Here is a 25,509-nt window from a genome sequence, read left to right on the forward strand (position 1 = left end):
CCAGCATTGCTCTCTGGCGTACTCTGCACCGCGCCTTCGGTCCGCATTTTTTGCCGGAGGTGCCGCTCAACGATGTGCGGCGGATGACCCTGAACGCGTGCAAGGATGCACTGTAATGAATGCTCCGCTCGGCTCGGCTGGCAAGACCAGCAATGTTCCTCTGCTCGATGTCAACCGCGGCAACGCACCGTTGCGAGAAGAGTTCATCGCAGCCCTTACCCGCGTCGTCGACTCGGGTCGCTTCCTCTTCGGGCCCGACGTTACTCAGCTCGAACGCTCGGTCGCCGAGCGCTGCGAAGTCGAACACGCAATCGGCTGTGCGTCCGGCAGTGATGCCCTGCTGCTCGCCCTGATGGCGCTCGATATTACCGACTACGACGAAGTGATTGTTCCTAGCTTCACGTTCTTCGCCACGGCCAGCGCCGTGACGCGAGTGGGAGCAACACCTGTTTTTGTCGACATCGCGCCGGCCACGTTCAATCTCGATCCAGCCTGCCTCGAACGTGCGATCACCTCGCGTACGAAGGCGATCATCGCCGTTCACCTGTTCGGCCAATGTGCCGACATGACCTCGATTCTGGCCATTGCCAAGGCCCACAACATTCCGGTGATCGAAGACGCGGCCCAGGCCATCGACGCCAAGCATGGCGGCAAGCCGGCCTGCTCGATGGGGACCATTGGCTGTCTCAGCTTCTATCCCACCAAGAACCTCGGTGGCATGGGGGATGGCGGCATGCTCACCACCAACGATGGTGCGTTAGCAGAGCGGTTGCGCCTGTTTGCGGCCCACGGCATGAACCCGCGCTATCATCATCGCGTCATCGGGATCAACAGCCGGCTCGATACGCTGCAAGCTGCGGTCCTTAACGTCAAATTGCAACACCTGGCTCAGTGGGGTCAACAGCGGACGCAGAATGCTCTCGGCTATCACGCCGGGCTCACGTCTAGCGGACTGCACCATACGCTCGGCCTGCCGATCGCGCTGCCAGGAAACGAACACGTGTGGAATCAATACACCGTCCGCATCCCGAATGGCCAGCGGAACATGGTCAAGCAGCGTCTGAATGAAGCGGGCATCGGCAGCGAGGTCTACTATCCCATCCCGCTCCACTTGCAGGAATGTTACCGCTCGCTCGGCTATCGCCCCGGCAGCTTGCCGGAAACGGAACGGGCCGCGGAAGAAGTTCTGAGCCTGCCGATCTTTCCCGAGTTGACCTCGGCGGAACAACAAACCGTCATCGCCCGCTTGGACGAACTCCTCCTACCGCGCCGGGCAATGGCTGCTTAGTTGGCAATTTTTTCCTTCTGAGCCGGAAGCGTTAGCGCCCGGAGTTTTTCGCGTTAGTTACTCCGGGCGCTGACGCTTCCGGCTCAGACAAGAACGTCTTCTCCGAGATTCCACGTGTCGCTTCTGTTCAAGGTCGTCTTTGCGTCTGCGGCACGCAGCACGCATCACAAGCTGGCGCTCGATGCGCTCCGGCAGCTGCGCGGCCACGATGCCCAGGCTTGGATGGACGTCTTTCTTCGTTATAACCGCTCCTATCTGGAAGGAGCGAAGGCCCCCGACACTCAGTTCAAGGACTTCAAGAACCACGTCCTGCATGTGCAAGACAACTATTGGGGCGGCGCTGTGGCTGCAACACAAAAGTGGTACGCAGCCGCGCACACGTCGTTCCAGAATCAAGACTGGGAAGAAGCGGCTTACTCGGTCGGTGTGCTGAGTCACTACTTTTCCGATGCCTTGATGCCGCTGCACACGGGGCAGTCCGAAGACGAAGGTCCAATTCATCGCGCGGTCGAATGGAGTGTTTGCAAATCGTACGGCGAGTTGCGGTACATACTCGAAACGAATCGGGATGGCTACCCTCGCTGGGAATGTCCCACGGGCGATGACTGGCTCGCGCAGATGGTTCGCCGCGCTGCGGAAATTTCCAATCCCCACTACGACACCGTCATCGATCATTACAATCTGGCCCTCGGCACGCGCGACCCGCTGCAAGGGCTCGATCAGACGCTCAAAGACTGCCTGGCCAAGTGCCTGGGTTTTGCGACAGTCGGCCTCGCGCGAATCATCGAAAAACTGATCGACGAAACCAAATCGGTGCCGCCGTTTGTCGACGTCACGCTGCAAGGGATTGTCGCCGCCGCTAAAATGCCGTTCCGCATGCTGGCCAAGCATATTGAAGATGTGCGCGAACGAGAAACCCTGCGACTGATTTACGACGAGTTCGAACGAACCGGCAAGGTCGTCGATAATCTGTCTGCCGACGACGCCGAAGTGCGCAAATTGCACGCGGAAGAAGTGCTGCATACCTCGCTCACCAAACTCAATGCTCAGCCGATTCGCAAACCGGGCGAGCGGCATGGACAAAGCGCCACGCAACGTGACCGCAGCGTCAAGAGTGTCAGCACGGCACCCATCAGCGACAATCGCGAACAATCCGCGAGGGTCGCCCCCGAGCCCACAAAGATCTCCTCGGCTGTTGAACGACTGCTGAAAGAAGCAGAAACCAAGCCCACACCCGTCCCGCGTGACATGCTCAAGCCCAAGGAAGAAGTACTGAGTCCTTGGAAAGCTCCAACACAGATTGCCGACGAAGTCAAACCGGTTGCTCCCGCAGTTCCCGCCAAAGCCAAGCCGGAATCACCCGCGGTCTTGAAGATGGAGCCCATTAAGGTAGAGTCACCAAAAACTGAACCGAAAAAAGCCGAACCCAAACCGGCAGTCGCCGAACCAGCAAAGAAAGCGGAAGCTGCCAAACCGAAGGAAAAAGAGAAAGAAAAGCCTGCTGCAGAATCGAAGTTAAAGTTCTATCTCGATCGTAGCAAGCAGATCCAAGATGCACCTTCGATTGGCAACAAGACAGCCGAACGGATGCGCGGGGCGGGAGTTTCGACCGTTGGTGAATTGCTGGCCTCTCATCCCGAAAAACTCGCGGCCAAGCTCAATGTGGCCCACATCATTCCCGACGTGATCCGCCAATGGCAGGCGGAAGCCACCCTCTGCTGCCGTGTTCCCGGCCTGCGGGGTCATGACGCTCAAATTCTCGTGGCCTGCGGCATCGACCAGCCCGCCGAACTTGCCGAGTGCGAGGTCGATGATCTGCTCGATCTCATTCAGCCTTTCGTCGAAAGTCCGGACGGCCAACGCGTCCTCCGCGGCAGTTCGCCCCCCGACGAAGAAGAGGTGACCGAATGGATCGCGGCCGCCAAGCAGGCCCGCTCGCTCAAAGCGGCCTAATCGTGGGATAGGCATCCTGCCTGTCATCAATGGCGAGAGAACCGCACAGGCTGGAAGCCTGTGCCACTGCCAAGTTGGAAGTGCGTAAATCCGTTCTGATAAACTAGCGACTACTACAGGGCGAGACGTTAGAATAGGCAACGCGCCAGCCCATCTGTCAGCCTCAGCAATTAGGTACCTACCGTCACCGGGCCTGCGCGCAAACCATCACTTCACTCTCGCTTGGCGAGCCCCCTCCCATGAAGTTGTGCGTGCAATCTCTCTCACTCTACCTGTACGTGTTTGCGTTAACCAGCGAGGTGCGCGCTGCTGATAACGCTCTTCCCGCCAGCGCTCCATCCCCCTGCACGACAGCCGTCGATACCTATTTTGCCAACGAGTTGTGGGCCAAAGTGGCTTCCCAATCGTGCTTGAACTGTCACAAAGTGGGGGGCGATGCGGAGAAGAGCAAGTTCATCCTCCGCGATCTGGCCCGCATTCAAGGCGAAGAGCGCGAAGCAGCGCTGCGGGAAAACTGCGCCACTTTCGCGCGCCTTGCGAAGCTAAAAGAAGGAGAACAGTTTCGCGTGCTGCTGAAGGTCTCGGGAGGTCTCGATCACGGTGGAGAAGACGTTCTCAAACCGAACTCGGCTGGCTATCGAATCCTGGCAGAGTATGTACGCCGCGTGAATGCTCCCGCCTCAACGCCAACACCTGCCGAAATTAACTCGGCTACCAAGAACTTGCCGCCGTTCTTCGAGGGTGTCGTCATGCTGGACAATCGCCGGCTGTTGCGGCGGGCAACCCTGTCTCTCGCTGGTCGCTTGCCCACCGAAGCTGAACTCGCCGCCGTCAGAGAAAAAGGTCTCGACGCGCTGCCAGCCATTCTCGACGACGTGTTGAAGGAGGACGCTTTTTACACCCGGCTGGGCGAAGGCTTTAACGACATCTTTCTAACAGTCGGCTACGACGATGGGGCCGAATCGGCCCTCGCTTATGACCACTTCAACAAAACCAGACTCTGGACGCAAAAGCATGACCTGAGCCATGTCGGCGATGCCAAGATGCAGCAGCAGGCGCGCTACAAGTTAGCCGACGACTATCGCGCAGCCTTGCGCGGCGAACCGATGAAACTGGTGGAGCACATCGTCCGCAATGGCAAGCCATTCACCGAGATCGTCACCGCGGATTACATCATGGTCACGCCCTATTCCGCGCGCGGCTATGGCGTCTACGACGAGTTGAAAGAGAAGTTTGAGAATCCCGATGATCCGTTCGAATACATTCCAGTCAAGTTAAAGGCACTCAAGGGGCGCGATCGGAATCAAGACCAAGAGTCGGCCACCGGCGACTATCCGCATGCCGGCATGCTCAGCGTGTTTCAGTATTTGCGGCGATATCCCACCACCGAAACCAATCGCAATCGCCTGCGGGCGCGCATGTACTTCCAGCATTTTCTCGGCATTGATGCCTTGGAACTAGCCGCGCGAGTTTCGGACGCAGCTGCGGTGACGGCCAAGTATGAAATCCCCACAATGCAAGCTTCGGAGTGCGTCGTCTGCCACAAGACGATCGACCCGGTAGCGGGACTCTTTCAGGACTACTACAAGTTCGAAGGAGTGTACGGTCGTCGTAAAGAAGGTTGGTACAAGGATATGTTCCCTGCGGGCTATGAAGGGGAAGAAATGACTGCCGAGGAGCGTTGGCGATCGCTGCAATGGCTCGGGGAGCGAACTGCTAAAGACCCGCGGTTTGCGGTGGCGATGGTCGAACACGTTTACTACATCCTCACAGGCCGCAAGGTGCTACTGCCGCCGAAGGATCTCGATCACCCGCTGTTTGGCTCCAAGCAGCGGGCCTATGTTGAGCAGCGGAAAGAAATCGAGAAGATCGCTCAGCGGTTTGCTGCCGATAACTTCAACCTGAAGAGTGCCTTCAAGCAGTGGGCAGTTTCTGATTTCTACCGGGCCGATGGCGTGGCCACGGCCAATCAGAATCCCGAGCGAATGGCGGAACTTGACGATATTGGCCTCGTGCGTCTGTTGGGGCCAGAACAGGTGGAACGAAAGCTGGCAGCAGTCTTTGGAGAGCGCTGGGGAAAACTGCGCGATCAACTCGCCATGCTGTATGGCGCTATCGATTCCCAAGAAGTGACGGAACGACCGTCCGACCCGAGTGGAGCCATCGGCGCTATCCAGCGGATGATGGCCAACGACGTAGCCGCGCGACAGACGATTCGGGACTTTGCCCGCGCACCATCCGAGCGCAGACTCTTCTCGCAGGTCGAGCCGTCCATGATTCCGGGATCTTCCCCCGCAGCAGACGCGGCAATCCGGCAAAATATCGTACAGTTGCACGAAAAAGTGCTCGGCAAATACGATGCGACGGATTCGCCGGACGTTGAACGCACTTATCAACTATTTACGAGCATCGTTAACGATGCCAAGGGCAAGAAGGGACTCGATACTCGCGAGATATATCACGCGCGGAATAATGTTCCCGATGCCCCCAATGATCCACACTACACCATTCGAGCCTGGCGCGGCGTTGTGACTTATCTGCTCCGCCGTCAGGACTTCCTTTACGAGTGACACCATGCGACGCGACTTTCTCAAACTGTGCGGCCTCGCAGGGCTCGGACTTGCCTTTCCCTGGATAGACCAGCGGGAAGCTCAGGCTGCCCCCACCGACGAACCCTATGCGGGGCCGTTTTATGTGGTGCTCAACGCCTCGGGCGGTTGGGACACTACGTACCTGATGGATCCCAAGGGGATCGGCGGGATCAATCGCCTGTACGAAGAGGGAGACATTCTCACGCAGGGGGCACACAAGTATGCCCCGACAGCCAAGCACATGCAGGGCGGTCTGAGCAATGAGGACTTTTACAAAGAATTCGGCGATCAACTGCTGGTGCTGAATGGGCTCGATTACTCGGTGAATAATCATTCGCCGGGTGCCCGCTACATGGCCACCGGCAAGCTCGACAGTATGGCCTATCCGACGTTCGCCGCGTTGGTGGCGGCCTGTCAGGGGCCGAATTGCCCCATTTCGTATCTGACGTTTGGCAACTACTCGGCCACCGGCAACCTGGTGGCCATGTCGCGCGTTCCGTATCTTCCTTCGTTGCAAAAGCTGGCGAATGCCGACGCCATCGAAGGAAACGAGCGTTCTCCCTATCACGATTCGTTCGCCCTCGACCGCATCGAGCAGGCCCTGCAAGAGCAGCATGCCAGTGCTGCCACTCAACCACGTTTGCCGCGCTTGGAGCGGGCCGAAAATATGCTCTATGCGGCGCAGGTCAACTCCAAAGCCTTGCAACGGGTGACGCCGCACATTCCCAAAAGCATTCCCAAGGAACGGCTGTCGCAGCAAGCTGAAATTGCGTTGGCTTCGTTCAAGGCAGGAGTCTGTGTGTCGGCGAACTTGACGATTGGGCAGTTCGATAGTCATGCCAACAACGACCCAGACCAGATGAAACTGATTCCCGAGTTTCTCGCCGGTATCGCGTACCTGATTCGCCGCGCCGAGGAGTTACAGATTCGCGATCAACTGGTGGTGATCGTGCAGAGCGAAATGGGTCGTACACCGACCTACAACAAAGGGAACGGCAAAGACCATTGGTCGATTGGTTCGATCATGTTCCTCGGCCGCGGCATCAAGGGAAATCGAGTCATCGGCGCGACCGACGAAAAGCAATTTCAAGTGCCGATCGATCCGCAATCATTGGCGTGCGACACAGAGAAGGGTCTGCGCGTGCGACCCGAACACATTCACCACGCGCTGCGCGAATTTGCCGGCATTGCCGACCACGCCTTCAGCAAGAAATTCCCGCTGGGCGTCGCCGAGAAAGATCGCCTGCACGGGCTGTGGGGATAGAAAAAATCATCAGCGGGAAGCGTCAGCGCCCGGAGAGTATTTACTTAGTCATTTCTGATGTACTCTCCGGGCGCTGACGCTTCCGGCTCAGAAGATCAAAAGATCCCTTCACCGAAGCCACCATTCTTGGGCTTCGGTTTGTCACTTTGCTCACGCTTCTCTTTCGCCAGTCCCGAATGGGGTGTTTGCGGGCCACTCGGAGGCGGCGCTGGCGCAGGCAGCATGTGCGGCGCGCGAATCTCGCTTTCCGCGGGTTGGATTTGAGTTCCCGGCGGCAGATTCGGCCGGCGACTTTCACCAGCAGTGGGAGGCGTCAAGTCGGCGGCATCCACATCGTCATCGTAGTCGTCGTCGTACTTCGAAACGTAGCCGGGCTGTTTGGCGCGATCGAGTTCCGCGCGATACTCGGCTATCACCCGATTCTGAATCATCTCGCGGCACGACGAATTGATCGGGTGCGCGATATCGGCATACAGCTTCGTGCGACCTTCCTGATCGCGCACCGTGCGATCCTCCTTCAGCCGGCTGCCGCACTGATTGCAATGGGCGGCCTTGAGGTGGTTCTTGCAGCCGCACTGCGGGCAGTGGCTCGTGAGTTTGCGGCTGGGCATGGCGACGAAGGGGCCGCTGCTCCCTTCAATGATTTTCAGATCGCGAACGACGAAACAATTGTCGAACGTGATCGAACAAAAGCCTTGCAGGCGATCATCGGAATCCTCCATGAGCTTGACGCGAACTTCGGTAATTTCCATCGCCGCTTTCCCCTCCCGTGGTGCAGTTGGCTGCCAGTCTGTCGTGCAACTTCAAAAGGTGCTAACGCCGCCTGACCTGCTCTCCGTACTTTATCAATTCGCTACCAATGTTGCCTGTTTATGTCCGCTGCCGATCGTGCTGATCCCCGCAGTTTGAGCCATCATCACGGCTCCTATGTTTTGCCCGCGCAGGCGCGCCGCCGCTCTCCGTGCTTGAGCCGCGTGCCAGAAGAGTCCGAAATAGCTCGAGCCACTACCACTCATTTGATGACCGATGCACCCTGTGCGCGCGAATGCCTCTCGCAACTTGCCGATCCAAAGCGATAGCGCTTCCGCCGGACCTTGCAGGCCATTGTGCATCCCTTGCGCCGCAGCTGACAAATCGCCTCGATCTAAAGCCGCCCGCACCACGGCTGTCGCCCGACGATTGGGCTCGGGCTGGCAACCACGAAAGACAGCCGGTGTACTAAGGCCGACGGGTGGCCGCACTATCACCAGCCAGCAACGTGGCGGCCGAATCGCTTCGATCCGTTCGCCCCGCCCCCGGCAGATCGCTGCGCCGCTGGTGACAAAAAATGGCACGTCGCTCCCAAGCTGCGCGGCGAGTTCACAGAGTCGTGCTGTCGTCCAGTGCAATTGCCAAGCTTGATTGGCAACCAACAAAGCCGCGGCAGCATCAGCCGAAGCGCCACCCAGGCCAGCTTGCGCGGGAATTCGTTTGGTCAGGATCACATTTGCTCCCAACCGAATCCCCGCCGTTGTTTGCAGCAAATGAAGTGCCTGCCAAACCAGGTTATCGTGCGCAGCAGGCAAGTCGGACCACGCTTGCGCACTAACTGGAAGACCAGTTCTTTCATAAACACGGCGAGCGGCAACCAGGCCCGTTGCCCACTGGCAGTGCAAAGTAATTTGGGGTGCCGGGGTCGGCTCGAGGGACAACGTATCGCACACATCAACGGCCAGCATGAGCGTTTCGAGCTCATGAAAGCCATCAGGGCGGCGAGCCAGAACCTCTAGCGAAAGATTCACTTTCGCAGGGGCGCAGGCCGTCAGCCGCCAATCGTTGCGAAGTAAATACATCCCTGCTGTTGCCCACGAAAAAGCGGCCTGCTGAAAAGCCTCACTCACTGCCGCGGACCTTACCGCGACAGCATGAGGTGCAGACGACTAGCGTCGAAGCAAAACCCGGGTGCAGCATCAAGAGAAAGTCGAATGATTAACATTCGATTGTACCGGAGCAGGGGGTGGGGTCAACCTGCAAGTACATGAACCACTGCAGGTTGCTGCAATGTTGAGGAGACACTCGCGCGTGCGAGACTTAGTCGCCGCTCCCCATCACCAGGCTGCCCAGCCCGCCGATGTGGTTGAGCACCGAGCCTTCATCCTTGTTTCCTCTGGTGCCTGCATTCGCAAGGACGCGACCAGCTAAACGCGAGAAGGGCAACGACTGGAGCCAAATTTTTCCCGGGCCCGTCAGCGTGGCGAGAAAAAGACCTTCACCGCCGAAGAGCGTGTTCTTAATGCCGCCGACGAAGCCGATGTCGTAGTTGACGCTTGGCATTAGCGCGACGATGCAGCCGGTATCGACCTTGATTGTCTCTCCGGGCGCAAGATCCTTTTCGTACAACGTGCCGCCGGCATGCACCATGGCGATGCCGTCTCCTTGCAACTTTTGCATGATGAAGCCTTCGCCGCCAAACAGCCCGACCATCACTTTCTTCTGAAAGGCAATGCTGATCTGAATGCCGCGGGCACCGCACAGGAACGAATCTTTCTGGCAAATCAATTCGCCGCCGAGCCGGTCGAGATGTAGCGGAATAATCTTGCCGGGATAGGGTGCCGCAAAGGCGACCGTTTCGCGGCGATTCGAGGCGGCGGTGAATGTCGTCATGAACAGAGATTCACCCGTCATCGCGCGCTTGCCCGCTGACATCATTTTTCCCCAGAAACCTTGATTGCTTTGGCTGGGGTCGCCGAAGACGGTTTCCATCTTGATGCCGCTGGTCATGTACATCATGCCGCCCGACTCGGCGATGACCATCTCGTTCGGGTCGAGCGTGATCTCGCAGAACTGCATCTCCGAGCCGAAAATCTCATAGTCGATTTCGTCGGCTTTGCGGCCGCCACGGTTGGCGGTCATGTTGAACCCGCCAAAGCCACCTGCCACCGGCATGGCTTCCATCACTTCCAAGCCTTCGGGAGCGAGAGTCGGCACCGAAAACACTTGACCACACGAGCGACAACGAACCTGCCGGCCAGCTAGTTCCGGCGAGTACGGATATTGTTTGCCACACGAGGTACAGGCGATGTTCGGCATGGTTTGCTACCTATAGTGAAGGAAAGAACAACGGCAATTCGCCGTGGCGGAGCGATTCTTGGAATTCGGACGGACTACTTCACCAACTCGCGACCCTTCAACCAACGGAGGCAGGCTTCCGACCAATCCCCTGTGCCGGGAATGGACTTGCCCAAACCCACGCCGTGGCGACCTTTTTCATACACATGCAGTTCGCCGGGCACTTTGTGCTGCAGCATGGCCTGATAGAAAACGATGCTATTTTGCGGCGGGACGCCCGTGTCTTCGTAGGTGTGCCAGAGGAAGCAAGGAGGCGTTTGCGGCGTCACTTGCTTTTCGTTCGACAGGCTGGCCACCAGTTCCGGGGCGGCTTCGGCACCGAGGAGATTTTTTTGCGAACCCTTGTGAGTGAAGGGTTGATCGAAGGCGATCACGGCGTAGCAGAGCACGCCGAAGTCGGGGCGACTGCTGACACGATCGATGGGATCTGCCGATTTTTCGTCACCTGCATCAAAGTGTGTCACCGCTGTCGAAGCCAGATGCCCACCTGCCGAGAAACCGAGCACGCCAATCTTGGTGGGCTCGATGCCCAACTCTGCTGCGCGACTGCGGGTCGTACGAATCGCGCGCTGCACGTCCTGTAGCGGGGCGGGATGTCCATAGCCTTTGCCGCGGTGACGATAGTCGCAAATGACTGCCGTGATGCCATGGCTGTTCAACCATTCGCCAATCTGCTTTCCTTCGTGATCCATGGCCAGCCCACCGTAGCCGCCGCCGGGACAGACTACAACCGCTGCACCACAGTTCTTCTCCTTCTCGGGTGAATAAATAATGAGCATCGGTTTGTCCTTGGCTTCGGTGCCATTCGCGCCCGGTGCGCCGTTAGGCCAGAGGAGTTCGGTCTTCGGCTGAGCGGAGGCGAGGGAAGAGAAGCAACAAACGGCAACAGAAAGAAGAGCAACTCGACGCAGCAACATGGGCAAGAACTCCGGAGAGAGAATGAGAATCGAGGCTATCGTAGCCCTTGGCGCGCTATATCTCAATCAGCGAAGCTGTGTCGCAGCCAGTCCACTCACTCTCACTGTACACGGCTCGCCATGACCACCGATTATTCTTGCCTTCATCAACTGGCCAGCGATCTATTCAAGCTGCCACAGTCACCCGCCGAATGGGACCGCTATCGACTGACGGACGAGCAAGTCGATTTCTTTCAGGAAGAGGGGTACCTCGCCGGCGTGCGAATACTCACCGATGATCAAGTCGAAACGCTGCGCGGCGAACTGACCGAATTCTTCAATCCCCAGCATGCAGGGCGCGAGTTGTGGTACGAGTATCACACCAACGAGTCGGCCAGTCCCGACACGGTGCTGTTTCATGCCCTGGGGGCCTGGCGCTTGCGACCGGCCTTTCACGACATCCTCTGGCACCCGGCATTCACGGTACCCGCCAGCCAATTGCTCGAGGGCGCGGTCCGCTTCTGGCACGACCAGTTGTTCTGCAAACCCGCGCGGCACGGCGGCGTGGTCGCCTGGCATCAAGACTATTCTTATTGGACACGCACGACGCCGATGGCGCATCTCACGTGCTGGATTGGGCTCGACGACAGCCGGCGCGACAACGGCTGCCTGCACTATGTGCCGAAGAGTCATCGCTGGCCACTTTTGCCGATTACCGGACTGGCCGGCGACATGGAAGCGATTCGCGAGGTACTTTCGCCCGCGCAGTGGGAGCAATTTCAAAAGCCCGTCGCCATTGAACTGAAAGCGGGCGAGGCCTCGTTTCATCATCCGCTACTGGTGCACGGCAGCTTTGAGAATCGAACGGAGCGACCGCGACGGGCTACCGTCATTAACGTTTTTCGCGACGGCGTGCAAAGCCAGAGTAACGAACCACTGCTGCAAGGCGTGCCCGCGGTCCCGACTGGTGAAACGATGGATGGTCAGTACTTTCCGCTGCTCTATCAGCCGCAGTAGCAGTAACGGTGGCCGATCTGCGCATGAAAAAACCCCGCGAAAACCGAAGTCTTCGCGGGGTAAGATTGCTTGTTTCAACGAGTCAAATCGTGACTAGAAATCACCCACGACGTTGCCGTCGTCACGCACGGCAAGCCGTTTGAGCGTCAGCACAGGGATTTGTGCTGTTAATAACTGCACGTGGCCATCCAAAAAGCCCGTCACGCAACCAGCTGGGTGACCGGACAAGAGGGGAGTTTGGGTGCCCCGGATGTTGATATTTCCACTCGCCCAGTTGGTATCAGCCCCAGTGCGGTCATTCATACCGATCCGATAGGCAATTGTGACAAGATTGGCAACGTTGGCATTCGTTAATGCCTGCGACGTACCGGAACAGACCACGTTGGTATTCGTACCAGCAACCCAACCCATGTCTCGAGACAAACCGGCGTCCTGCCGGGCTGGAGTTTGACCGGGTGCGTAGTACCAGTCGGAAACCTCGCCAACCACGATGCAATTCGAAGTTCCATCCTGGCAAGCAGCGAAGGTCAAGGACTCATTAGGAACCAGCATTCCCGATCCACCCATGCCACCGCTGCTTAACCGAGTTTCGACCAAGTTAGTGCCGTCCGCCGTTGCACCAGCAATGCCGCCGTACGACGGGGCCGTTAATACGGTGGTGGCGGTAAAGGCCTGCGTCTCGGGCAGTGGGCTCGAAGGGCAGAGCATGTACTTGATCTTGGCATTGTGAGCCGGTACACGCAAAGTCGCCGCATTGTATTGGTGCGTAGCTTCCAGCGGGATGATTCTGTCGTAGAGCGCCTTTTGTTCGCAGAACGGGGTGATAGCGAACAGCCACGACGGCCCCCAGCCATTGGTACCTCGGGAACGCGCGCCATAGGGGCAGCTCATAAACGTGTCGTGGTAATTTTGCACACCAAGCAGCAACTGCTTGATGTTGTTACCACATTGCATACGACGGGCGGCCTCGCGAGCCGCCTGCACTGCCGGAAGCAGCAGTGCGACGAGCACACCGATGATCGCTATGACCACCAGCAACTCGACCAGTGTGAACCCTCTTCTCTTCATGCGTCCGTTCCCCAAACAAATACGAATAGATAAAAACAACGACCAATCCAGATATAAACACCCGGAGGCCGCACATGTTTCTAAAGTTCGCACAGTTCAGGGGAAAAGTCAACGAAAAAACTCAATCCGAACCACCCGCCTTCCACTGCAGAGAGCGAAAGGGTCGTCGGTCGTTATTCTTTTTCGCAACAAAACGAGACGTCTACTTTTCGAATCGCGCCTCCCAATATTCAAGCTGCCCCGCCTCCAACAGGGGAGGAGGGGCCAAACTGCTAAAATTCACGTACTAGAAGCCCCCGACGACGTTACCATCGTCACGAACGGCAAGTCGTTTGAGCGTCAGCACTGGAGTTTGTGCTGTCATTAACTGCACGTGGCCATCCAGGAAGCCCGTCACACAACCAGCTGGGTGACCGGACAAGAGGGGTGTTTGGGTACCACGGATGTTGATATTTCCACTCGCCCAGTTGGTATCAGCCCCCGTCCGGTCGTTCATGCCAATACGGTAGGCAATCGTGACAAGATTGGCAACGTTGGCATTCGTTAATGCCTGCGACGTACCGGAACAGACCACGTTGGTATTCGTACCAGCAACCCAACCCATGTCTCGAGACAAACCGGCGTCCCGACGGGCTGGAGTTTGACCGGGTGCGTAGTACCAGTCGGAGACCTCGCCAACCACGATGCAATTCGAAGTGCCATCCTGGCAAGCAGCGAAGGTCAAGGACTCATTAGGAACCAGCATTCCCGATCCACCCATGCCACCGCTGCTTAGTCGAGTCTCGACCAGGTTAGTGCCGTCCGCCGTTGCACCAGCAATGCCGCCGTACGACGGGGCCGTTAATACGGTGGTGGCGGTAAAGGCCTGCGTCTCGGGCAGTGGGCTCGAAGGGCAGAGCATGTACTTGATCTTGGCATTGTGAGCCGGTACACGCAAAGTCGCCGCATTGTATTGGTGCGTAGCTTCCAGCGGGATGATTCTGTCGTAGAGCGCCTTTTGTTCGCAGAACGGGGTGATAGCGAACAGCCACGACGGCCCCCAGCCATTGGTACCTCGGGAACGCGCGCCATAGGGGCAGCTCATAAACGTGTCGTGGTAATTTTGCACACCAAGCAGCAACTGCTTGATGTTGTTACCACATTGCATACGACGGGCGGCCTCGCGAGCCGCCTGCACTGCCGGAAGCAGCAGTGCGACGAGCACACCGATGATCGCTATGACCACCAGCAACTCGACGAGCGTAAATCCTCGTTTTTTCATGACAGAATCCTTGAATGAAGAGAATGATTAGAACAATCAGCAACTTCGATCGAAGCAGCTGTTGAACCGCCAGAATGGAGCAACAAGACAAGAGAATTGGCCGAATGTTCGTTCGTTGCCGCAATGCGCACAGCACCAGTGCCGGACTGCAACTCGGGCATTAAAGCGGTCAATTGCTGGAGCGTGGCAAAAATCTGCAACCGCTCCCAAGAATGCAGCGTTGCCAGCTTCTGGACCAGTGCTGCGTCCCAAGAGTCACGCGTTGCCTCGACCTGGCAGCAACGTTGGGTAACGCCGTACAGGGCTTCAACAATATCAATATTCAGTGAGGAGAGGATCGGCACCGAACTAAACTCCCGTTACGATTTACATTCGCGACCGAAGTATGTGAATGAGCAAGAGCAGTGTCAACACTTTTTTCACGGCAAATTGCTGCCTCTCACCAACAGCCTATAAATCACCGAAATATACTGACATTTTGTCACCGAACTGCGAAGAACTGACGGCCTTCACCGACCCGGCCAATCCGTACTGTCGCAAATAAACACACCAAATATAGTTCGTGTACAAATATAGAACCCGCGACAAATTGTCGCTACACTGCTTCCTTCACGAGTAATGCGTCCGGCGACCTCGCCGGGAACGAAAACAAAATCTTAAAGATGACATCTCGATGTCGACCGCGGCGAAACAGAGCGACAGAAACCTCAACAGCCGCGCGGCACCCCACAGCAAAACCGACGAGCCGCGCAGCCAGGCTACTTGCACCCAGGCTAAAACGTGGGAACCACCAAGCCATCATCGCGGATCGCCAGCCGCTTCAAGGCAAAAAGTGCCGTCTGCTTGGCTAGCAATTGCACATGACCGTCCAGAAACCCAACCATCGCTCCAGCAGGGTGTGCTGCGAGCAATGGATTGCAAGCGCCGCGCGTACCGATCGCCCCCTTTGACTGCCAGTCCGGATCGGCACCCGTCCGGTCGTTAATGCCAACCGAATGTGCAATCGTCATTAAATTGGCGGCATTCGCCGGATCAAACGTATTCGACGAACTCGTAATCACCGTTGCCGACTTGGTCCCAACCAACCAGCCCACACCAGCACTCTTGGCGGGATTCCGACGAGTGGTCAACGACGAGTAATACCAATCAGAGCATTCGCCAACAATCATGGTGTTTGATGTGCCATCGGAGCAGGCAGCAAACGTCAACGATTCATTCGGCACCAACATCCCCGACGACGCAAAGCCCGTATCCGGTGCCGCCGGACTATGCCAGGACGACTTGGCAACGCGAGTCTCGTTTACATCGTTCACTCCGGTAGTCCCCTGCCGAGTCCCACCGGAAATTCCAGCATACGACGGCACCACCAAGACTCGCGCCGTACTGCCAGAGCCGAAGGTTTCGGTCTCGGGCAATGGGCTAGAGGGGCATAGCATGTACTTGATCTTCGCATTGTGGGCCTGAAGACGCATGTCTGAGTGGTCATAGGCGTTCGAGTTGACCTGCTCGCGAGCAGCCAACTTGTCGAACAGCGGCCGCTGCTCGCAGAAGGGAAGCGTGGCCACAAGCCAAGAGGAACCCCAGGTGCTCGACGTACGTACCCGCCCACCGTAGGGCAGCGACAAAAACGTGTCGTGGTAATTCTGCAAACCCAGGCACAACTGCTTGACGTTGTTGCCACATTGCATACGACGGGCGGCTTCGCGAGCCGCCTGCACTGCTGGTAGCAGCAGGGCGACGAGCACACCGATGATCGCTATGACCACCAGCAGCTCGACGAGTGTAAAACCTCGTTTTTTCATGACAGAATCCTTGAATGAAGAGAAAGGAAGGGAAATGCAAGCAACGTCAGAACGAGTTGCCGTTGAGCCGCCAGAGTGTGGCCGAGCAAACTTGAAAACCTGGTCGCCAGCCGCTGTCGCTTGAGGAAGCGAACCACCGCACAAGGCTGCGAACGCCCAGCGTGGAATAAACCCAAATTGGCTGAGAACGCGATCTTCATCGGAGAACTCCGAACGCAAAAATAGATTCGCGTCCGAAGTATTGTGGGGTCAAGAAACTGCGTCAACCTTTTTCCTGCCTAAAGTTGGCCGCTTCCGCGAATCAGTGACAAAAGTGCGACAATAAGGCCTATTTATGCACAGATGTCGTAGTGACAGACCGCTCAGGCCAGCAGTCGATGTTGCACAAACGCACAGAATATTGCTTCGTGTGCAAATATAAAACATACGACACACTGACGCCCTGGCCGGGCCTACAGGACGCATCACCAGGTGTTGAAACGGTTGACCGTTCGAGGGTTTGGTCGAGGCTAACAAAGTTTGTTACGATGAAGTCCCCGCGGCGATGACCCATGACTCCCATATGCTTCTCCGCGCAACCACCTTTTCAGCGAACTTATAATGAAATTCATAGATACGACCGGAAAAATACTAAAGGAAATCATCAAGGAAGATGAAATGCAAGTTGCCGACTTGAACGCGGCGGGAGTGGCCGACGACACGATCGTCCGCATCAATCAGCAAGGAGATATCGAGGTTCGCCGCACCGACCGCTGGGACTGCATCGGCGGCCTGCTCGGAAATTACGAACAGCGGTTGCAAAAGCGAACGGGACTCGATTGGGCATAGTGCCGAGTCAAAGGCGAAAACAGGCGAGAGAATTGTCGCCTTGTGCGTGAAGTTGAGAAGCGGCGCGGTGGCGTAGGTGGTGCCGCTTACCGCTCATTGGATCGGACGGGCAGACTTCCCGAACTTGTCCATTCTGAGTGGCAGGGACTGGCTGCCTCCCACCGGCAATCGTCGTGTACCGCAGTTGAAATTTGGCCAGTTTTACGAAGGCGGCTAGCCCCGGTCGCGGGACGTGACTGACTGCCAAACAATGCCACCCTCGACACGTGGAACGGGAAGCACTTCTCGTACAAGTCTAGCGGGGCAGGCCCAGTTGTGTGGATTGCGGATTGATCGAAATCACTTGAAACGACAGCGAATCCGGGGCTTCTTCGGTGGGCATGGTCTGCTGTTTGGCAATGTCTGGATCGCGAGCAATGAACGAACCCTGGCAATGGGAGCACGCCAATTCGCGCCCCAAGTGATTCACGCCAATGCGCAATTGCCGCCCGCAGACCGGGCATTCTTGATAAAAAAAGTTGCGGATCGACATAGGCTCGCACTCCGTCACGCACGCGCAGCAAAACCGAAAAGACCACTATCGATCGCGGCATCCATTCGCCGGCAATCGCCGCAGTTAGACAAGGCCGGTGATTCTACGAATAGCAACAGTTCGAATCAAGCAAGAACGACGAAGGTTGAAGAAAAGTAATAGGACCAACTCCTCCCATTGCACCGCGTGACTGCCTCACCCGATTGCCGTAAATGGCTCAGAAGGCTGGCTTTGCTGTGTTTTCTGCAGTACTGGAGGCCAACTCAGGCCTCCAAGTGTCGCTGACAATTTGACGCATTCAAGCCGGAACAAGCACTATTCTTTCAATACCAAGTCGATGCACATCACTGCCCCCAGAATCAGCAAGCGGACGGGATTATCAGCGGGAACCTGGTCAGAAATCTGCAGCATGTAGTTATCTGCACTCGTAAATAGTTCCTTGCCAAATCCGGCCCACTTTTTACTGACCTTTGCCAGCTCGAAGTCGCCCGACTTGAACGAGAACTCCCAACTGGTCCACTTCCCCTTCAGTTCGCACACGACCTGGTCGTTGCTCCCCAGCACACTGAACGCGCCGCCGATCGAGAACAACTTTTGCTTGAAACCTCCAACGCGCTGATTGCTCTCGTTGAGGACATCGACCTTCGACAGAAAGAGCGACACGCCGCGCTTCACCGTTAGCACTGGCGCACCGTCAGGCGTGCGAATGACGACCTCGAACGGCGTCATCCGTTTGTAGTCGGAAAATCGCAGCATCTTGGTGAAGAACCCGAGTTTCTCCTCGCGACAGTTCAGGATCACCTGATTGTTAGTGGGATCGATGACATCATAATTGTTGGCAGCTTTGAACCAACCGACCTGCTCTTTGACGAAAAACAAGTTGCGCGACAGCACCGGATGCATGAAGTAGGCTCCTAACGCGTTGAGTAACCGGATGAATTCCCAGCAGGTGGAGAAGAAGCCGGATTATCGCGAGACACCGCAATCAACGCAAGCAACCAGCACGCTAGTGAGCCTTGGTCAAGTCATGAGCTGGAAATTCCTCCGGAGCCTCCGTTGGTTCAAACCAGCGATAAATGGCAGGCAACACGAGAAGTGTGAGGATGGTGCAGGTGATGAGCCCGCCAATCACCACGGTGGCCAATGGGCGCTGGACTTCGGCTCCTGCGCTCCCCGAAATGGCCATCGGCACGAAACCGAGCGCGCCACAGGTCGCGGTCATTAATACCGGCCGCAAGCGGTCGATCGAACCGTGGACAACAGCATTCAGTTGATCGTGACCATGTTGCCGCAAATGGCGGATGTGTTCGATGAGCACCACGCCGTTCATCACGGCAATTCCAAAGAGAGCGATAAAACCAACGCCCGCGGAAATCGAGAATGGCATATCGCGCAGCCACAGCGCGAAGATGCCGCCGGTCGCAGCGATGGGGACGTTCAAGTAAATGAGGAGCGTCAGCTTTACTGAACTGAACGTGACATACAGCAGTGCGAAGATCAAAAACAACGCTACCGGCACAGCAATCATCAGCCGCTGACTGGCCTGCTGCAGGTTTTGGAACTGTCCACCCCACGTAAGCGAGTAACCGGCCGGCAGTTTTATTTTTTGCGAGATCGTTTGCTGGGCATCCGTCACGAAACCGGCCAGATCGCGCCCCCGGACGTTGCACTGAATGAGCAGGCGACGGCGAATGGCATGGCGGCTGATTTCGGCTGGCCCATCTTCGATCACGATATCGGCTAATTGCGATATCGGAATCTGCCTCCCTTGCGGATCATCGATTTTCAGTTGCTTCAGGGCCTCGGCAGTTTGTCGCGCCTGTGGAGCCAGTCGAACCTGCAACGGAAAGCGGCGCTGGCCTTCAAACACTTCACCGACCGGCTGACCACCAACGACCGAGACTGCATTCAGGACGTCGCTGGAGTTGATACCGTAGCGAGCGATTGCGTCTCGATTGATGATGATTCGCATGTATGGCAGGCCGGCGATTTGCTGAGCCTGCACATCGGCAGCACCCGGGACCTGACTCAATTCGCGGACAATTCGATCGCCTTCAGTCTTAAGAACGTTCAGGTCGTCGCCGTACAGGCTCAAGCCCACATCCGACCGAACACCGGCGACTAACTCTTGTACCCGCAGTTCAATCGGCTGAGTAAACCCGTACGAGTTGCTCGGAACTTCACGCTCAAGTGCTTGCTGCATCTGTTCGATAAGTGCTTCTTTCGAGATCGGTTCCGGCCAATGCTCGGGTGGCTTCATCCGAATGAGAATATCGGTCTGATGCACGCCCATGGGATCGTTGGCAATCTCAGGCCGGCCCGTTTTCGAGATCACACTTTCGACTTGTGGAAAAACCTTGAGGGTGCGTTCCATCGCCTTGGTCATTTCGAGGGACGTTTCCAAAGAAACACTGGGTAAGCGAACTGCCTGGATCGCCAAATCTCCTTCATCGAGCTTGGGGACGAACTCGACTCCAAAGGTCGCAGCCACCGCCACGCTGAGGGCAAAGACCGCACCCGCGCTCGTGAGCATGAGTACCGGGCGTCGCATGGCGAAATTCAGGGCGGGCTCGTACGACCGCTTCAAATGCCGCACGAGAAATGTATCGGTCGCGCTCACACGCCTGGCCAGAAACAGCGAAGCCATCACTGGCATGACCGTCACTGATAGTACCAGTGCCCCGGTTAAAGCAGACATGAACGTGAAGGCCATGGGGCGAAACATCTTGCCTTCGACTCCCTGCAAACTCAGGATCGGCAGAAAGACAATGATGACAATCAGCCCCGCGAACAGAATGGGCGTTCCCACTTCTTTTGCAGATTCTTTGAACACCGACTTAGGAACTCGGAGTGCCCCCGTTTCGCGTTGGTAACGACTCGCACAGCGGACCGCATTTTCAATCATCACCACCGCGCCATCGACGATCACCCCAAAGTCAACTGCACCAAGGCTCATCAAATTGGCTGAGACACCGCCAATGCGCATCGCAATCAGAGCGCACATCGCGGAGAGGGGAATCGCGGCCGCCACAATTAACCCCGCACGGATATCGCCCAGCAACAGAAAAAGCATGATGATTACAAGGAGCACACCGACTCCAATGTTTTCGGCGATGGTGTGAATTGTTTTCTCGACGAGTTCGGTGCGGTCATAAAACGTGTCGATGTAGACACCAGCCGGCAACGTCGCCTCAATCAACTTGATCTTTTCCTTAACGTCGTGCACCACCTGCCGAGAGTTGCCCCCCATGAGCATCATTACCATCCCCGTGACTGCTTCCCGATCGCCATCGCGCGTGACTGCTCCTTGACGCAGCATTGGCGCGAAACGAACCTGGGCAACGTCAGCAATGCGAATGGGAGTGCCGTCACTGCGGCTATCCAGGACGATTTGACTAATGTCTTCGAGCGAACTGACCAGACCTTCGCCGCGAATCAGTCGCTGTTCAGCGCCGTGGGCAATGTAGCCGCCACCAGCGTTCGCATTGTTCTCTTCCAGGGCTTTGAAAACGCGACTGAGCGAAATGCCGTAGTTCAGCAGTTTGTTCGGTTCGATTTGTACCTCGTAGGTCTTCAATTCACCACCAAAGGTGTTGACCTCGATCACGCCCGGCACGCTGCGAAGTTGAAAGGCGATTTGCCAGTCGAGAATCGTGCGCAAGTCCATCAAGCTGTGGGAGTGACCGGGTTTCGAACGAACTTCGAATTGATAGATTTCGCTCATGCCGGTCGCGATCGGCCCCATCTGGGGATCGCCCATACCCTTCGGAATGTTTTCTCTCGCCTGCTGCAGTCGTTCGTTGATCAGATTGCGTGCCCAGTAGATATCGGTGCCGTCTTCGAACGCGACAGTCACTGCCGACAGGCCGAAGCGACTGATTGAACGAATCTCGCTCACCTTGGGAAGCCCGCTCATTGCGTTTTCTACGGGAAACGTGATGAACTGTTCGACTTCCACCGGTCCCAGTGCTGGCGAAGTGGTCAGGACTTGCACTTGAACGTTCGTCAAGTCGGGGACGGCGTCGAGCGGCAAGGACGAGACGGAAATGAAGCCCGCTCCCAGCAAGACGATTGCCAGCAGCATGACGATGAAGCGATTCTCGAGCGACCAGTCGATGATGTGATTGACCACGAGGCATTTCCAGAAGGCGAAGCAGAGAGATTGGGCACCAGATCACAACGTCTATTCAGCGAGTAATTCGGCCAGCATTTGCGTCTTGAGCGCAAAGCCGCCTTTGGTAACGACCATGTCGCCTGGCTTGAGGCCGCTCACCACTTCAACGTGGTCGCTGTTTCGCCGCGCGAGTTCTACTTCACGTCGCTCGAACTGATTGCCGCCGATATGCACAAAGACAAACGACTTGCCTTCGTGATCCTGCACAGCCGACAGCGGAACTTGGAGCATTTCGTTCTGCTCAACGTCCGGAAATTCAACGCTGACAAACATGCCGGGCTTTAGCAGCGCATCGGGATTCTTAGCCACAGCCCGCAGCGAAACGGTACGGGACGATTCGTGAATGATATCGCCCGTATAGAAAACAGTGGCTTCGAAAGTGCGGCCAGGCCAGGCACTGCTGCGCACCTTGATTGTCTTGCCATTGAGTTGATCCAACAGCGGCAGTTGTTCTTCGAAGACGTCGGCAGTGACCCAAACTGTGGAAAGATCGGCGATGCTGAGGAGTTGGCTATCCGGGCCGACACGCTCCAGCAGCGTGACGTCCTTTGCGATGATCGTCCCTGCAAACGGTGCCCGAACCGGATAGTGGGCCAGAGTTTCCCCTTGCTTGACCGGATCGATATTGGCTAGATCTTCTTTCTTGAAGCCGAGGATTTCCAGGTTGGTCTCGTCAACCGCGATGCGAGTTTTCAATTCTTTGATGGTTTGAGCCGAGACTATCGCTGCCTGCGTCGCATCCTGGCTGATTTGCTCGATCAACGATTGCAGCGTCGCGCGCGAGGTGTTTTGTTCGGATTCTGCTTCCAGAAGTTGCTTACCTGCGACCGACCCATCGCGCGAGAGGGGCAGGAGGCGGTCGTATTGCAACCGAGACTTGTAATGACTGACATACGCCGTCAAGAGTTTATCGCGATGTTCACCCACCGGACGGTTGCGCAATTTGGTCTCGATGTCATCTATTTTGGCATCGGCCCGCAGCAGTTCGATTAACGCGAGGGTGTTCGAAGTTACCTCTTGGGTCCAGCGATCTTTGGTGACCGCGAACTCCAGTTGCAGCCGATCCTGAAACAGCTGGAGCATCGCTTGCCCCACCTCTTTGCTCTGCACAATTGCCAGGAGTTCACCAGCCTCTACGTGCTGACCAAATTGCACTTTCACTTCGTCAACACGACCGTCCACCAGGGGAAACAAGTGCGTCACACGATCTTCATTCAAGGTAATTTTTCCGGTCAGTTGAACCGACTGAACGAGCTTGCCTTGCGCGGCGGCGTGCAACTCGATGCCAGCGGCGTTCCACGACTCTTGCGGAAACTCAACGAGCGTGTTGGCAGGTGCCGCCACCTGATGCGATGCCTGGGTAACGGGATGCAGGCTCGGTGCTTCATGCGCAGGTAATGAGTCGTGATTAGGACCGGTGAAACGCCACCAGAGCCCGCCAATAACCAAAGCCGCTGCCGCAATCGCAGCAATGGCTTTCGTCCGCGCAGAAATAGACGCCAATCGAGACATGAGAACTCTCCTGATCGAGGCAGCCAGCAAGAACTGCGAGAACAAAAGCGTCCATCGCAGGGAGTACAAAGAAACCCGGCTGTCAGCCGGGAGCGATCAAGAAAGGCTGATTAGCAGCGAGCAACACAGAAGCGCAGCGGCAATGGCAGTGAAGTGGCAAAGTTGGCCAAGAAGTGCTGTGAACAGGCAGAATGAACTTGTCGTCCGCAGTTCAAGTCGTGGCATTCGCAATCAGCATCCACGGCGATGGGATTGGAAGATTCCCACGCACGAGAAAGTGCATGGCCTACCAGATCGATCGACTCAACTGCCGGTGTGCGCGGCAGTTCCGTTTCGTCCGATTCTTCTGATTCGCTGCCAGGCTGCGGCAGGTCCACATGCACATGCCAGCTGAAGAAAATATCGCCGAACAAGTTGGTGCCTGGATGATGCGAACGCAAATGTTCCTGCAAAGAACAATTTGCCACTTCCGAGCAATTTCCCAATGTGCCGTGAGCATGGCACCAGGGAAGCGGTCCTTGCCAGGCAACGACCAGCAGCAGACAGCGCAACAGCCAACTCACACCGCGGCGAGTGCGAGCACGAAGATGCGATTGATTGCGGTAGTGAAGCATGGCGATTCTGGGCGGGCAGAAACAGGCTGGCTGCTAGAATTGGCTGGCTGGAACCCGACAGACTTAGCCTAGCTTCGTCGCACAGAAACCGTCAAGGCATTTTCTGGGGGCGACTTACCGCATTCGGGGGAATTGGCCGGCGTAATTCAAGTCAGGGCGCGGGGTCGGGTTGAATTGGTTCGAAGATGACAAGTTCTTCGTCGCGAGCGGTCGGTTGAATCAGCCCCAATTGCACCAGGCGGCGGATCAGGCGGGCTCGATGAACACCCAGCAACTCGGCAGCCTTGGTTTTGTTGCCACTCGATTTCTTCAAGGCCCGCTGTAGCAGTTCTTTCTCAACTTCGGCTAGAAAGTCGTCGAGCTTGATATTTGGCTCCGCCACAGGCTGATGCAGGAGCGACTCCCGGCCATGATGCAATCGCTCCGGCAAGTCGGCAGCGGTGATGAGCGGCGCGACTGCTCGCTCGCAAGCCTCGCGCACGGTTTCTGCCAACTCTTCGACATTGCCCGGCCACCCGAACAACGTGAGGAGTTCAATCGCGTCATTCGCAAACCCGCTGTGCTGAGTTTCGCCGCGGCTGTTGTATTGCTCCAAGAAGTGCTGCGCTAGCAGTGGCACATCGTCTAAACGTTTAGCGAGCGCAGGAACGGTGAGCGTAAAGGTGCTGAGAGCGAATGCCAGATCGAGACGGAATTTGCCGCGCGCGGCCAACTTGTGCAACGAGCGGGTCGCTGTCGAAATGGTCTGCAATTCAACCCCGGGGAGCAACAAAAAGCCGGCCAACTCCTGCTGGGCATCCGCGCGCAATTGATCGACATCGGTGAGTAAGAGTGCTGGCGGCCGACGATATTGCTGACCTTCCCGTTGTTTCAGGAAGCGCGTTAGTGTCAGCTGCATCAGTTCCGCGTCCATCACCGGACAATCGACGGAAGCAAGCGGCCCGATCTTGCTTGCATCGCCGACATAGTGAATCGCCCGTGCCAGTTGCCGTCTGCCGCTTCCTTTAGGCCCGACCATCAATACGCGTACGTTTGCCTGCTGTGCGACTTTCACTTGCTCGCGCAACCGCTTGAGCGCGTGACTTTGACCGATAAGTGGACTGAGAAAAAGCTCGGGATCGAGTTCCCGCCGCAGCTGCAGCAACTGCAAATGACTAAGCCGCGCCGTCGGCGAAGCTTGCAAGTCGTTGCTGACTTGAGCGGCTGAAACCACGTCTCCGACGATCACTAAAACGGCGGCCGAAGGATGTTCACTGCCACTGGTTTCTGCCATTGAGTGAAAGACTGCCGAGCGAATTTGACCTTCACCGCTGGCAGTGCCGCCGAAGACTTCGCCCGATAGCGCCGGCACTTTAAAGGCCTCCGGTGGCGGCCCTAACGACAGTTCGGCCGGGGGTTGGTTCTCGCGAGGACTTGTGGCCAGGTAATTGCACACGAGGCCTTGAAGCTCGTCGGCTGTGCGTCCCAGCCATTGGCAGCAAGCCTCGTTTGCGAACTGCAAACGCCGCTCACCATCGACGAGGTAGACGGGATTTGTCGCGCGATCGAGATACTTCAACAGCAAGCGGGCTGGAGAAGCAGGGCGTGGCATGGCAAGAACC

General features: G+C 56.9%; 20 protein-coding genes. 6 read left to right on the forward strand and 14 right to left on the reverse strand.

What is annotated here, in order from left to right; translation table 11 throughout:
• Positions 1-115: 115 nt before the first annotated feature.
• From ETAA8_RS25400 to ETAA8_RS25415, 4 genes are all read left to right on the forward strand, one after another.
• Positions 116-1,288 carry a DegT/DnrJ/EryC1/StrS family aminotransferase gene (locus ETAA8_RS25400; protein ID WP_145095240.1) on the forward strand — a complete coding sequence of 391 codons (1,173 nt, stop codon included), beginning with the start codon at positions 116-118 and terminating at the stop codon, positions 1,286-1,288.
• A 114-nt stretch (positions 1,289-1,402) separates the two neighbouring features.
• Positions 1,403-3,241 (forward strand): DUF4332 domain-containing protein, encoded by a 1,839-nt coding sequence (locus ETAA8_RS25405; RefSeq protein WP_145095243.1) that lies wholly within the window; start codon positions 1,403-1,405, stop codon positions 3,239-3,241.
• A gap of 251 nt (positions 3,242-3,492) precedes the next feature.
• The gene (locus ETAA8_RS25410) at positions 3,493-5,811 is read left to right on the forward strand and encodes a hypothetical protein (RefSeq protein ID WP_202921262.1); all 2,319 of its coding nucleotides are present in this window, start codon (positions 3,493-3,495) and stop codon (positions 5,809-5,811) included.
• 4 nt (positions 5,812-5,815) lie between these two features.
• On the forward strand, positions 5,816-7,096 hold the full coding sequence (locus tag ETAA8_RS25415; protein WP_145095246.1) for a DUF1501 domain-containing protein: 1,281 nt from the start codon (positions 5,816-5,818) through the stop codon (positions 7,094-7,096).
• Positions 7,097-7,191: 95 nt separating this feature from the next.
• Here ETAA8_RS25415 and ETAA8_RS25420 read toward each other — a convergent pair whose 3' ends face one another.
• The 4 genes from ETAA8_RS25420 to ETAA8_RS25435 form a co-directional block, all read right to left on the reverse strand.
• Positions 7,192-7,848, reverse strand: a complete 657-nt coding sequence (locus ETAA8_RS25420) for a SpoVG family protein (protein ID WP_145095249.1) — start codon at positions 7,846-7,848, stop codon at positions 7,192-7,194.
• Positions 7,849-7,941: 93 nt separating this feature from the next.
• Positions 7,942-8,928 carry a 4-(cytidine 5'-diphospho)-2-C-methyl-D-erythritol kinase gene (gene ispE, locus ETAA8_RS25425; RefSeq protein WP_145095252.1) on the reverse strand — a complete coding sequence of 329 codons (987 nt, stop codon included), beginning with the start codon at positions 8,926-8,928 and terminating at the stop codon, positions 7,942-7,944.
• A 238-nt stretch (positions 8,929-9,166) separates the two neighbouring features.
• Positions 9,167-10,165, reverse strand: coding sequence for a TIGR00266 family protein (locus ETAA8_RS25430; protein WP_145095255.1), 999 nt, complete (start codon positions 10,163-10,165; stop codon positions 9,167-9,169).
• 74 nt (positions 10,166-10,239) lie between these two features.
• Positions 10,240-11,121 (reverse strand): alpha/beta hydrolase, encoded by an 882-nt coding sequence (locus ETAA8_RS25435; protein WP_145095258.1) that lies wholly within the window; start codon positions 11,119-11,121, stop codon positions 10,240-10,242.
• Between the two features lie 120 nt (positions 11,122-11,241).
• On the opposite strand from ETAA8_RS25435, the gene ETAA8_RS25440 reads away from it, so the two are divergent.
• On the forward strand, positions 11,242-12,117 hold the full coding sequence (locus ETAA8_RS25440) for a phytanoyl-CoA dioxygenase family protein (RefSeq protein WP_145095261.1): 876 nt from the start codon (positions 11,242-11,244) through the stop codon (positions 12,115-12,117).
• Positions 12,118-12,210: 93 nt separating this feature from the next.
• Here the strand turns inward: ETAA8_RS25440 and ETAA8_RS25445 are convergent, their stop codons facing one another.
• The 4 genes from ETAA8_RS25445 to ETAA8_RS25460 all read right to left on the reverse strand — a co-directional run bounded on the left by ETAA8_RS25445 (position 12,211) and on the right by ETAA8_RS25460 (position 16,248).
• Positions 12,211-13,224, reverse strand: a complete 1,014-nt coding sequence (locus ETAA8_RS25445) for a DUF1559 domain-containing protein (protein ID WP_145095264.1) — start codon at positions 13,222-13,224, stop codon at positions 12,211-12,213.
• Positions 13,225-13,471: 247 nt separating this feature from the next.
• A complete protein-coding gene (locus ETAA8_RS25450; RefSeq protein ID WP_145095267.1) occupies positions 13,472-14,446 on the reverse strand; it encodes a DUF1559 domain-containing protein in 975 nt (324 codons plus the stop codon).
• A complete protein-coding gene (locus ETAA8_RS25455; protein WP_145095269.1) occupies positions 14,443-14,790 on the reverse strand; it encodes a hypothetical protein in 348 nt (115 codons plus the stop codon). The genes ETAA8_RS25450 and ETAA8_RS25455 overlap by 4 nt, the downstream gene beginning before the upstream one ends.
• 429 nt (positions 14,791-15,219) lie before the next feature.
• Positions 15,220-16,248 carry a DUF1559 domain-containing protein gene (locus ETAA8_RS25460; protein ID WP_145095272.1) on the reverse strand — a complete coding sequence of 343 codons (1,029 nt, stop codon included), beginning with the start codon at positions 16,246-16,248 and terminating at the stop codon, positions 15,220-15,222.
• 600 nt (positions 16,249-16,848) lie between these two features.
• On the opposite strand from ETAA8_RS25460, the gene ETAA8_RS25465 reads away from it, so the two are divergent.
• Complete coding sequence (locus ETAA8_RS25465) at positions 16,849-17,076, forward strand: hypothetical protein (RefSeq protein WP_145095276.1); 228 nt, start codon at positions 16,849-16,851, stop codon at positions 17,074-17,076.
• Between the two features lie 295 nt (positions 17,077-17,371).
• Here ETAA8_RS25465 and ETAA8_RS25470 read toward each other — a convergent pair whose 3' ends face one another.
• The 6 genes from ETAA8_RS25470 to ETAA8_RS25495 all read right to left on the reverse strand — a co-directional run bounded on the left by ETAA8_RS25470 (position 17,372) and on the right by ETAA8_RS25495 (position 25,499).
• A complete protein-coding gene (locus ETAA8_RS25470) occupies positions 17,372-17,608 on the reverse strand; it encodes a hypothetical protein (protein ID WP_145095279.1) in 237 nt (78 codons plus the stop codon).
• Positions 17,609-17,923: 315 nt separating this feature from the next.
• Complete coding sequence (locus ETAA8_RS25475) at positions 17,924-18,511, reverse strand: phospholipid scramblase-related protein (RefSeq protein WP_145095282.1); 588 nt, start codon at positions 18,509-18,511, stop codon at positions 17,924-17,926.
• A 103-nt stretch (positions 18,512-18,614) separates the two neighbouring features.
• Entirely contained in the window at positions 18,615-21,740 is a 3,126-nt protein-coding gene (locus ETAA8_RS25480) for an efflux RND transporter permease subunit (RefSeq protein WP_145095285.1), read from the reverse strand.
• A 51-nt stretch (positions 21,741-21,791) separates the two neighbouring features.
• Positions 21,792-23,294 (reverse strand): efflux RND transporter periplasmic adaptor subunit, encoded by a 1,503-nt coding sequence (locus ETAA8_RS25485; protein WP_145095289.1) that lies wholly within the window; start codon positions 23,292-23,294, stop codon positions 21,792-21,794.
• A 110-nt stretch (positions 23,295-23,404) separates the two neighbouring features.
• A complete protein-coding gene (locus ETAA8_RS25490) occupies positions 23,405-23,908 on the reverse strand; it encodes a hypothetical protein (RefSeq protein WP_145095291.1) in 504 nt (167 codons plus the stop codon).
• A 151-nt stretch (positions 23,909-24,059) separates the two neighbouring features.
• Complete coding sequence (locus tag ETAA8_RS25495) at positions 24,060-25,499, reverse strand: helix-turn-helix domain-containing protein (protein ID WP_145095294.1); 1,440 nt, start codon at positions 25,497-25,499, stop codon at positions 24,060-24,062.
• Positions 25,500-25,509: the final 10 nt, after the last annotated feature.

It is taken from the genome of Anatilimnocola aggregata, from assembly GCF_007747655.1.
GTDB classification, from domain to species: domain Bacteria; phylum Planctomycetota; class Planctomycetia; order Pirellulales; family Pirellulaceae; genus Anatilimnocola; species Anatilimnocola aggregata.

Excerpts from the sequence above, each read along its gene's own strand:
- ETAA8_RS25460 (WP_145095272.1), bottom strand. The coding sequence starts at position 16,248 with ATGAAAAAACGAGGTTTTACACTCGTCGAGCTGCTGGTGGTCATAGCG.
- ETAA8_RS25465 (WP_145095276.1), top strand. The coding sequence starts at position 16,849 with ATGAAATTCATAGATACGACCGGAAAAATACTAAAGGAAATCATCAAG.
- ETAA8_RS25475 (WP_145095282.1), bottom strand. The coding sequence starts at position 18,511 with ATGCATCCGGTGCTGTCGCGCAACTTGTTTTTCGTCAAAGAGCAGGTC.
- ETAA8_RS25485 (WP_145095289.1), bottom strand. The coding sequence starts at position 23,294 with ATGTCTCGATTGGCGTCTATTTCTGCGCGGACGAAAGCCATTGCTGCG.
- ETAA8_RS25495 (WP_145095294.1), bottom strand. The coding sequence starts at position 25,499 with ATGCCACGCCCTGCTTCTCCAGCCCGCTTGCTGTTGAAGTATCTCGAT.
- ETAA8_RS25440 (WP_145095261.1), top strand. The coding sequence starts at position 11,242 with ATGACCACCGATTATTCTTGCCTTCATCAACTGGCCAGCGATCTATTC.
- ETAA8_RS25400 (WP_145095240.1), top strand. The coding sequence starts at position 116 with ATGAATGCTCCGCTCGGCTCGGCTGGCAAGACCAGCAATGTTCCTCTG.
- ispE (WP_145095252.1), bottom strand. The coding sequence starts at position 8,928 with ATGTATTTACTTCGCAACGATTGGCGGCTGACGGCCTGCGCCCCTGCG.
- ETAA8_RS25430 (WP_145095255.1), bottom strand. The coding sequence starts at position 10,165 with ATGCCGAACATCGCCTGTACCTCGTGTGGCAAACAATATCCGTACTCG.
- ETAA8_RS25415 (WP_145095246.1), top strand. The coding sequence starts at position 5,816 with ATGCGACGCGACTTTCTCAAACTGTGCGGCCTCGCAGGGCTCGGACTT.
- ETAA8_RS25435 (WP_145095258.1), bottom strand. The coding sequence starts at position 11,121 with ATGTTGCTGCGTCGAGTTGCTCTTCTTTCTGTTGCCGTTTGTTGCTTC.
- ETAA8_RS25470 (WP_145095279.1), bottom strand. The coding sequence starts at position 17,608 with ATGTCGATCCGCAACTTTTTTTATCAAGAATGCCCGGTCTGCGGGCGG.
- ETAA8_RS25490 (WP_145095291.1), bottom strand. The coding sequence starts at position 23,908 with ATGCTTCACTACCGCAATCAATCGCATCTTCGTGCTCGCACTCGCCGC.
- ETAA8_RS25450 (WP_145095267.1), bottom strand. The coding sequence starts at position 14,446 with ATGAAAAAACGAGGATTTACGCTCGTCGAGTTGCTGGTGGTCATAGCG.
- ETAA8_RS25420 (WP_145095249.1), bottom strand. The coding sequence starts at position 7,848 with ATGGAAATTACCGAAGTTCGCGTCAAGCTCATGGAGGATTCCGATGAT.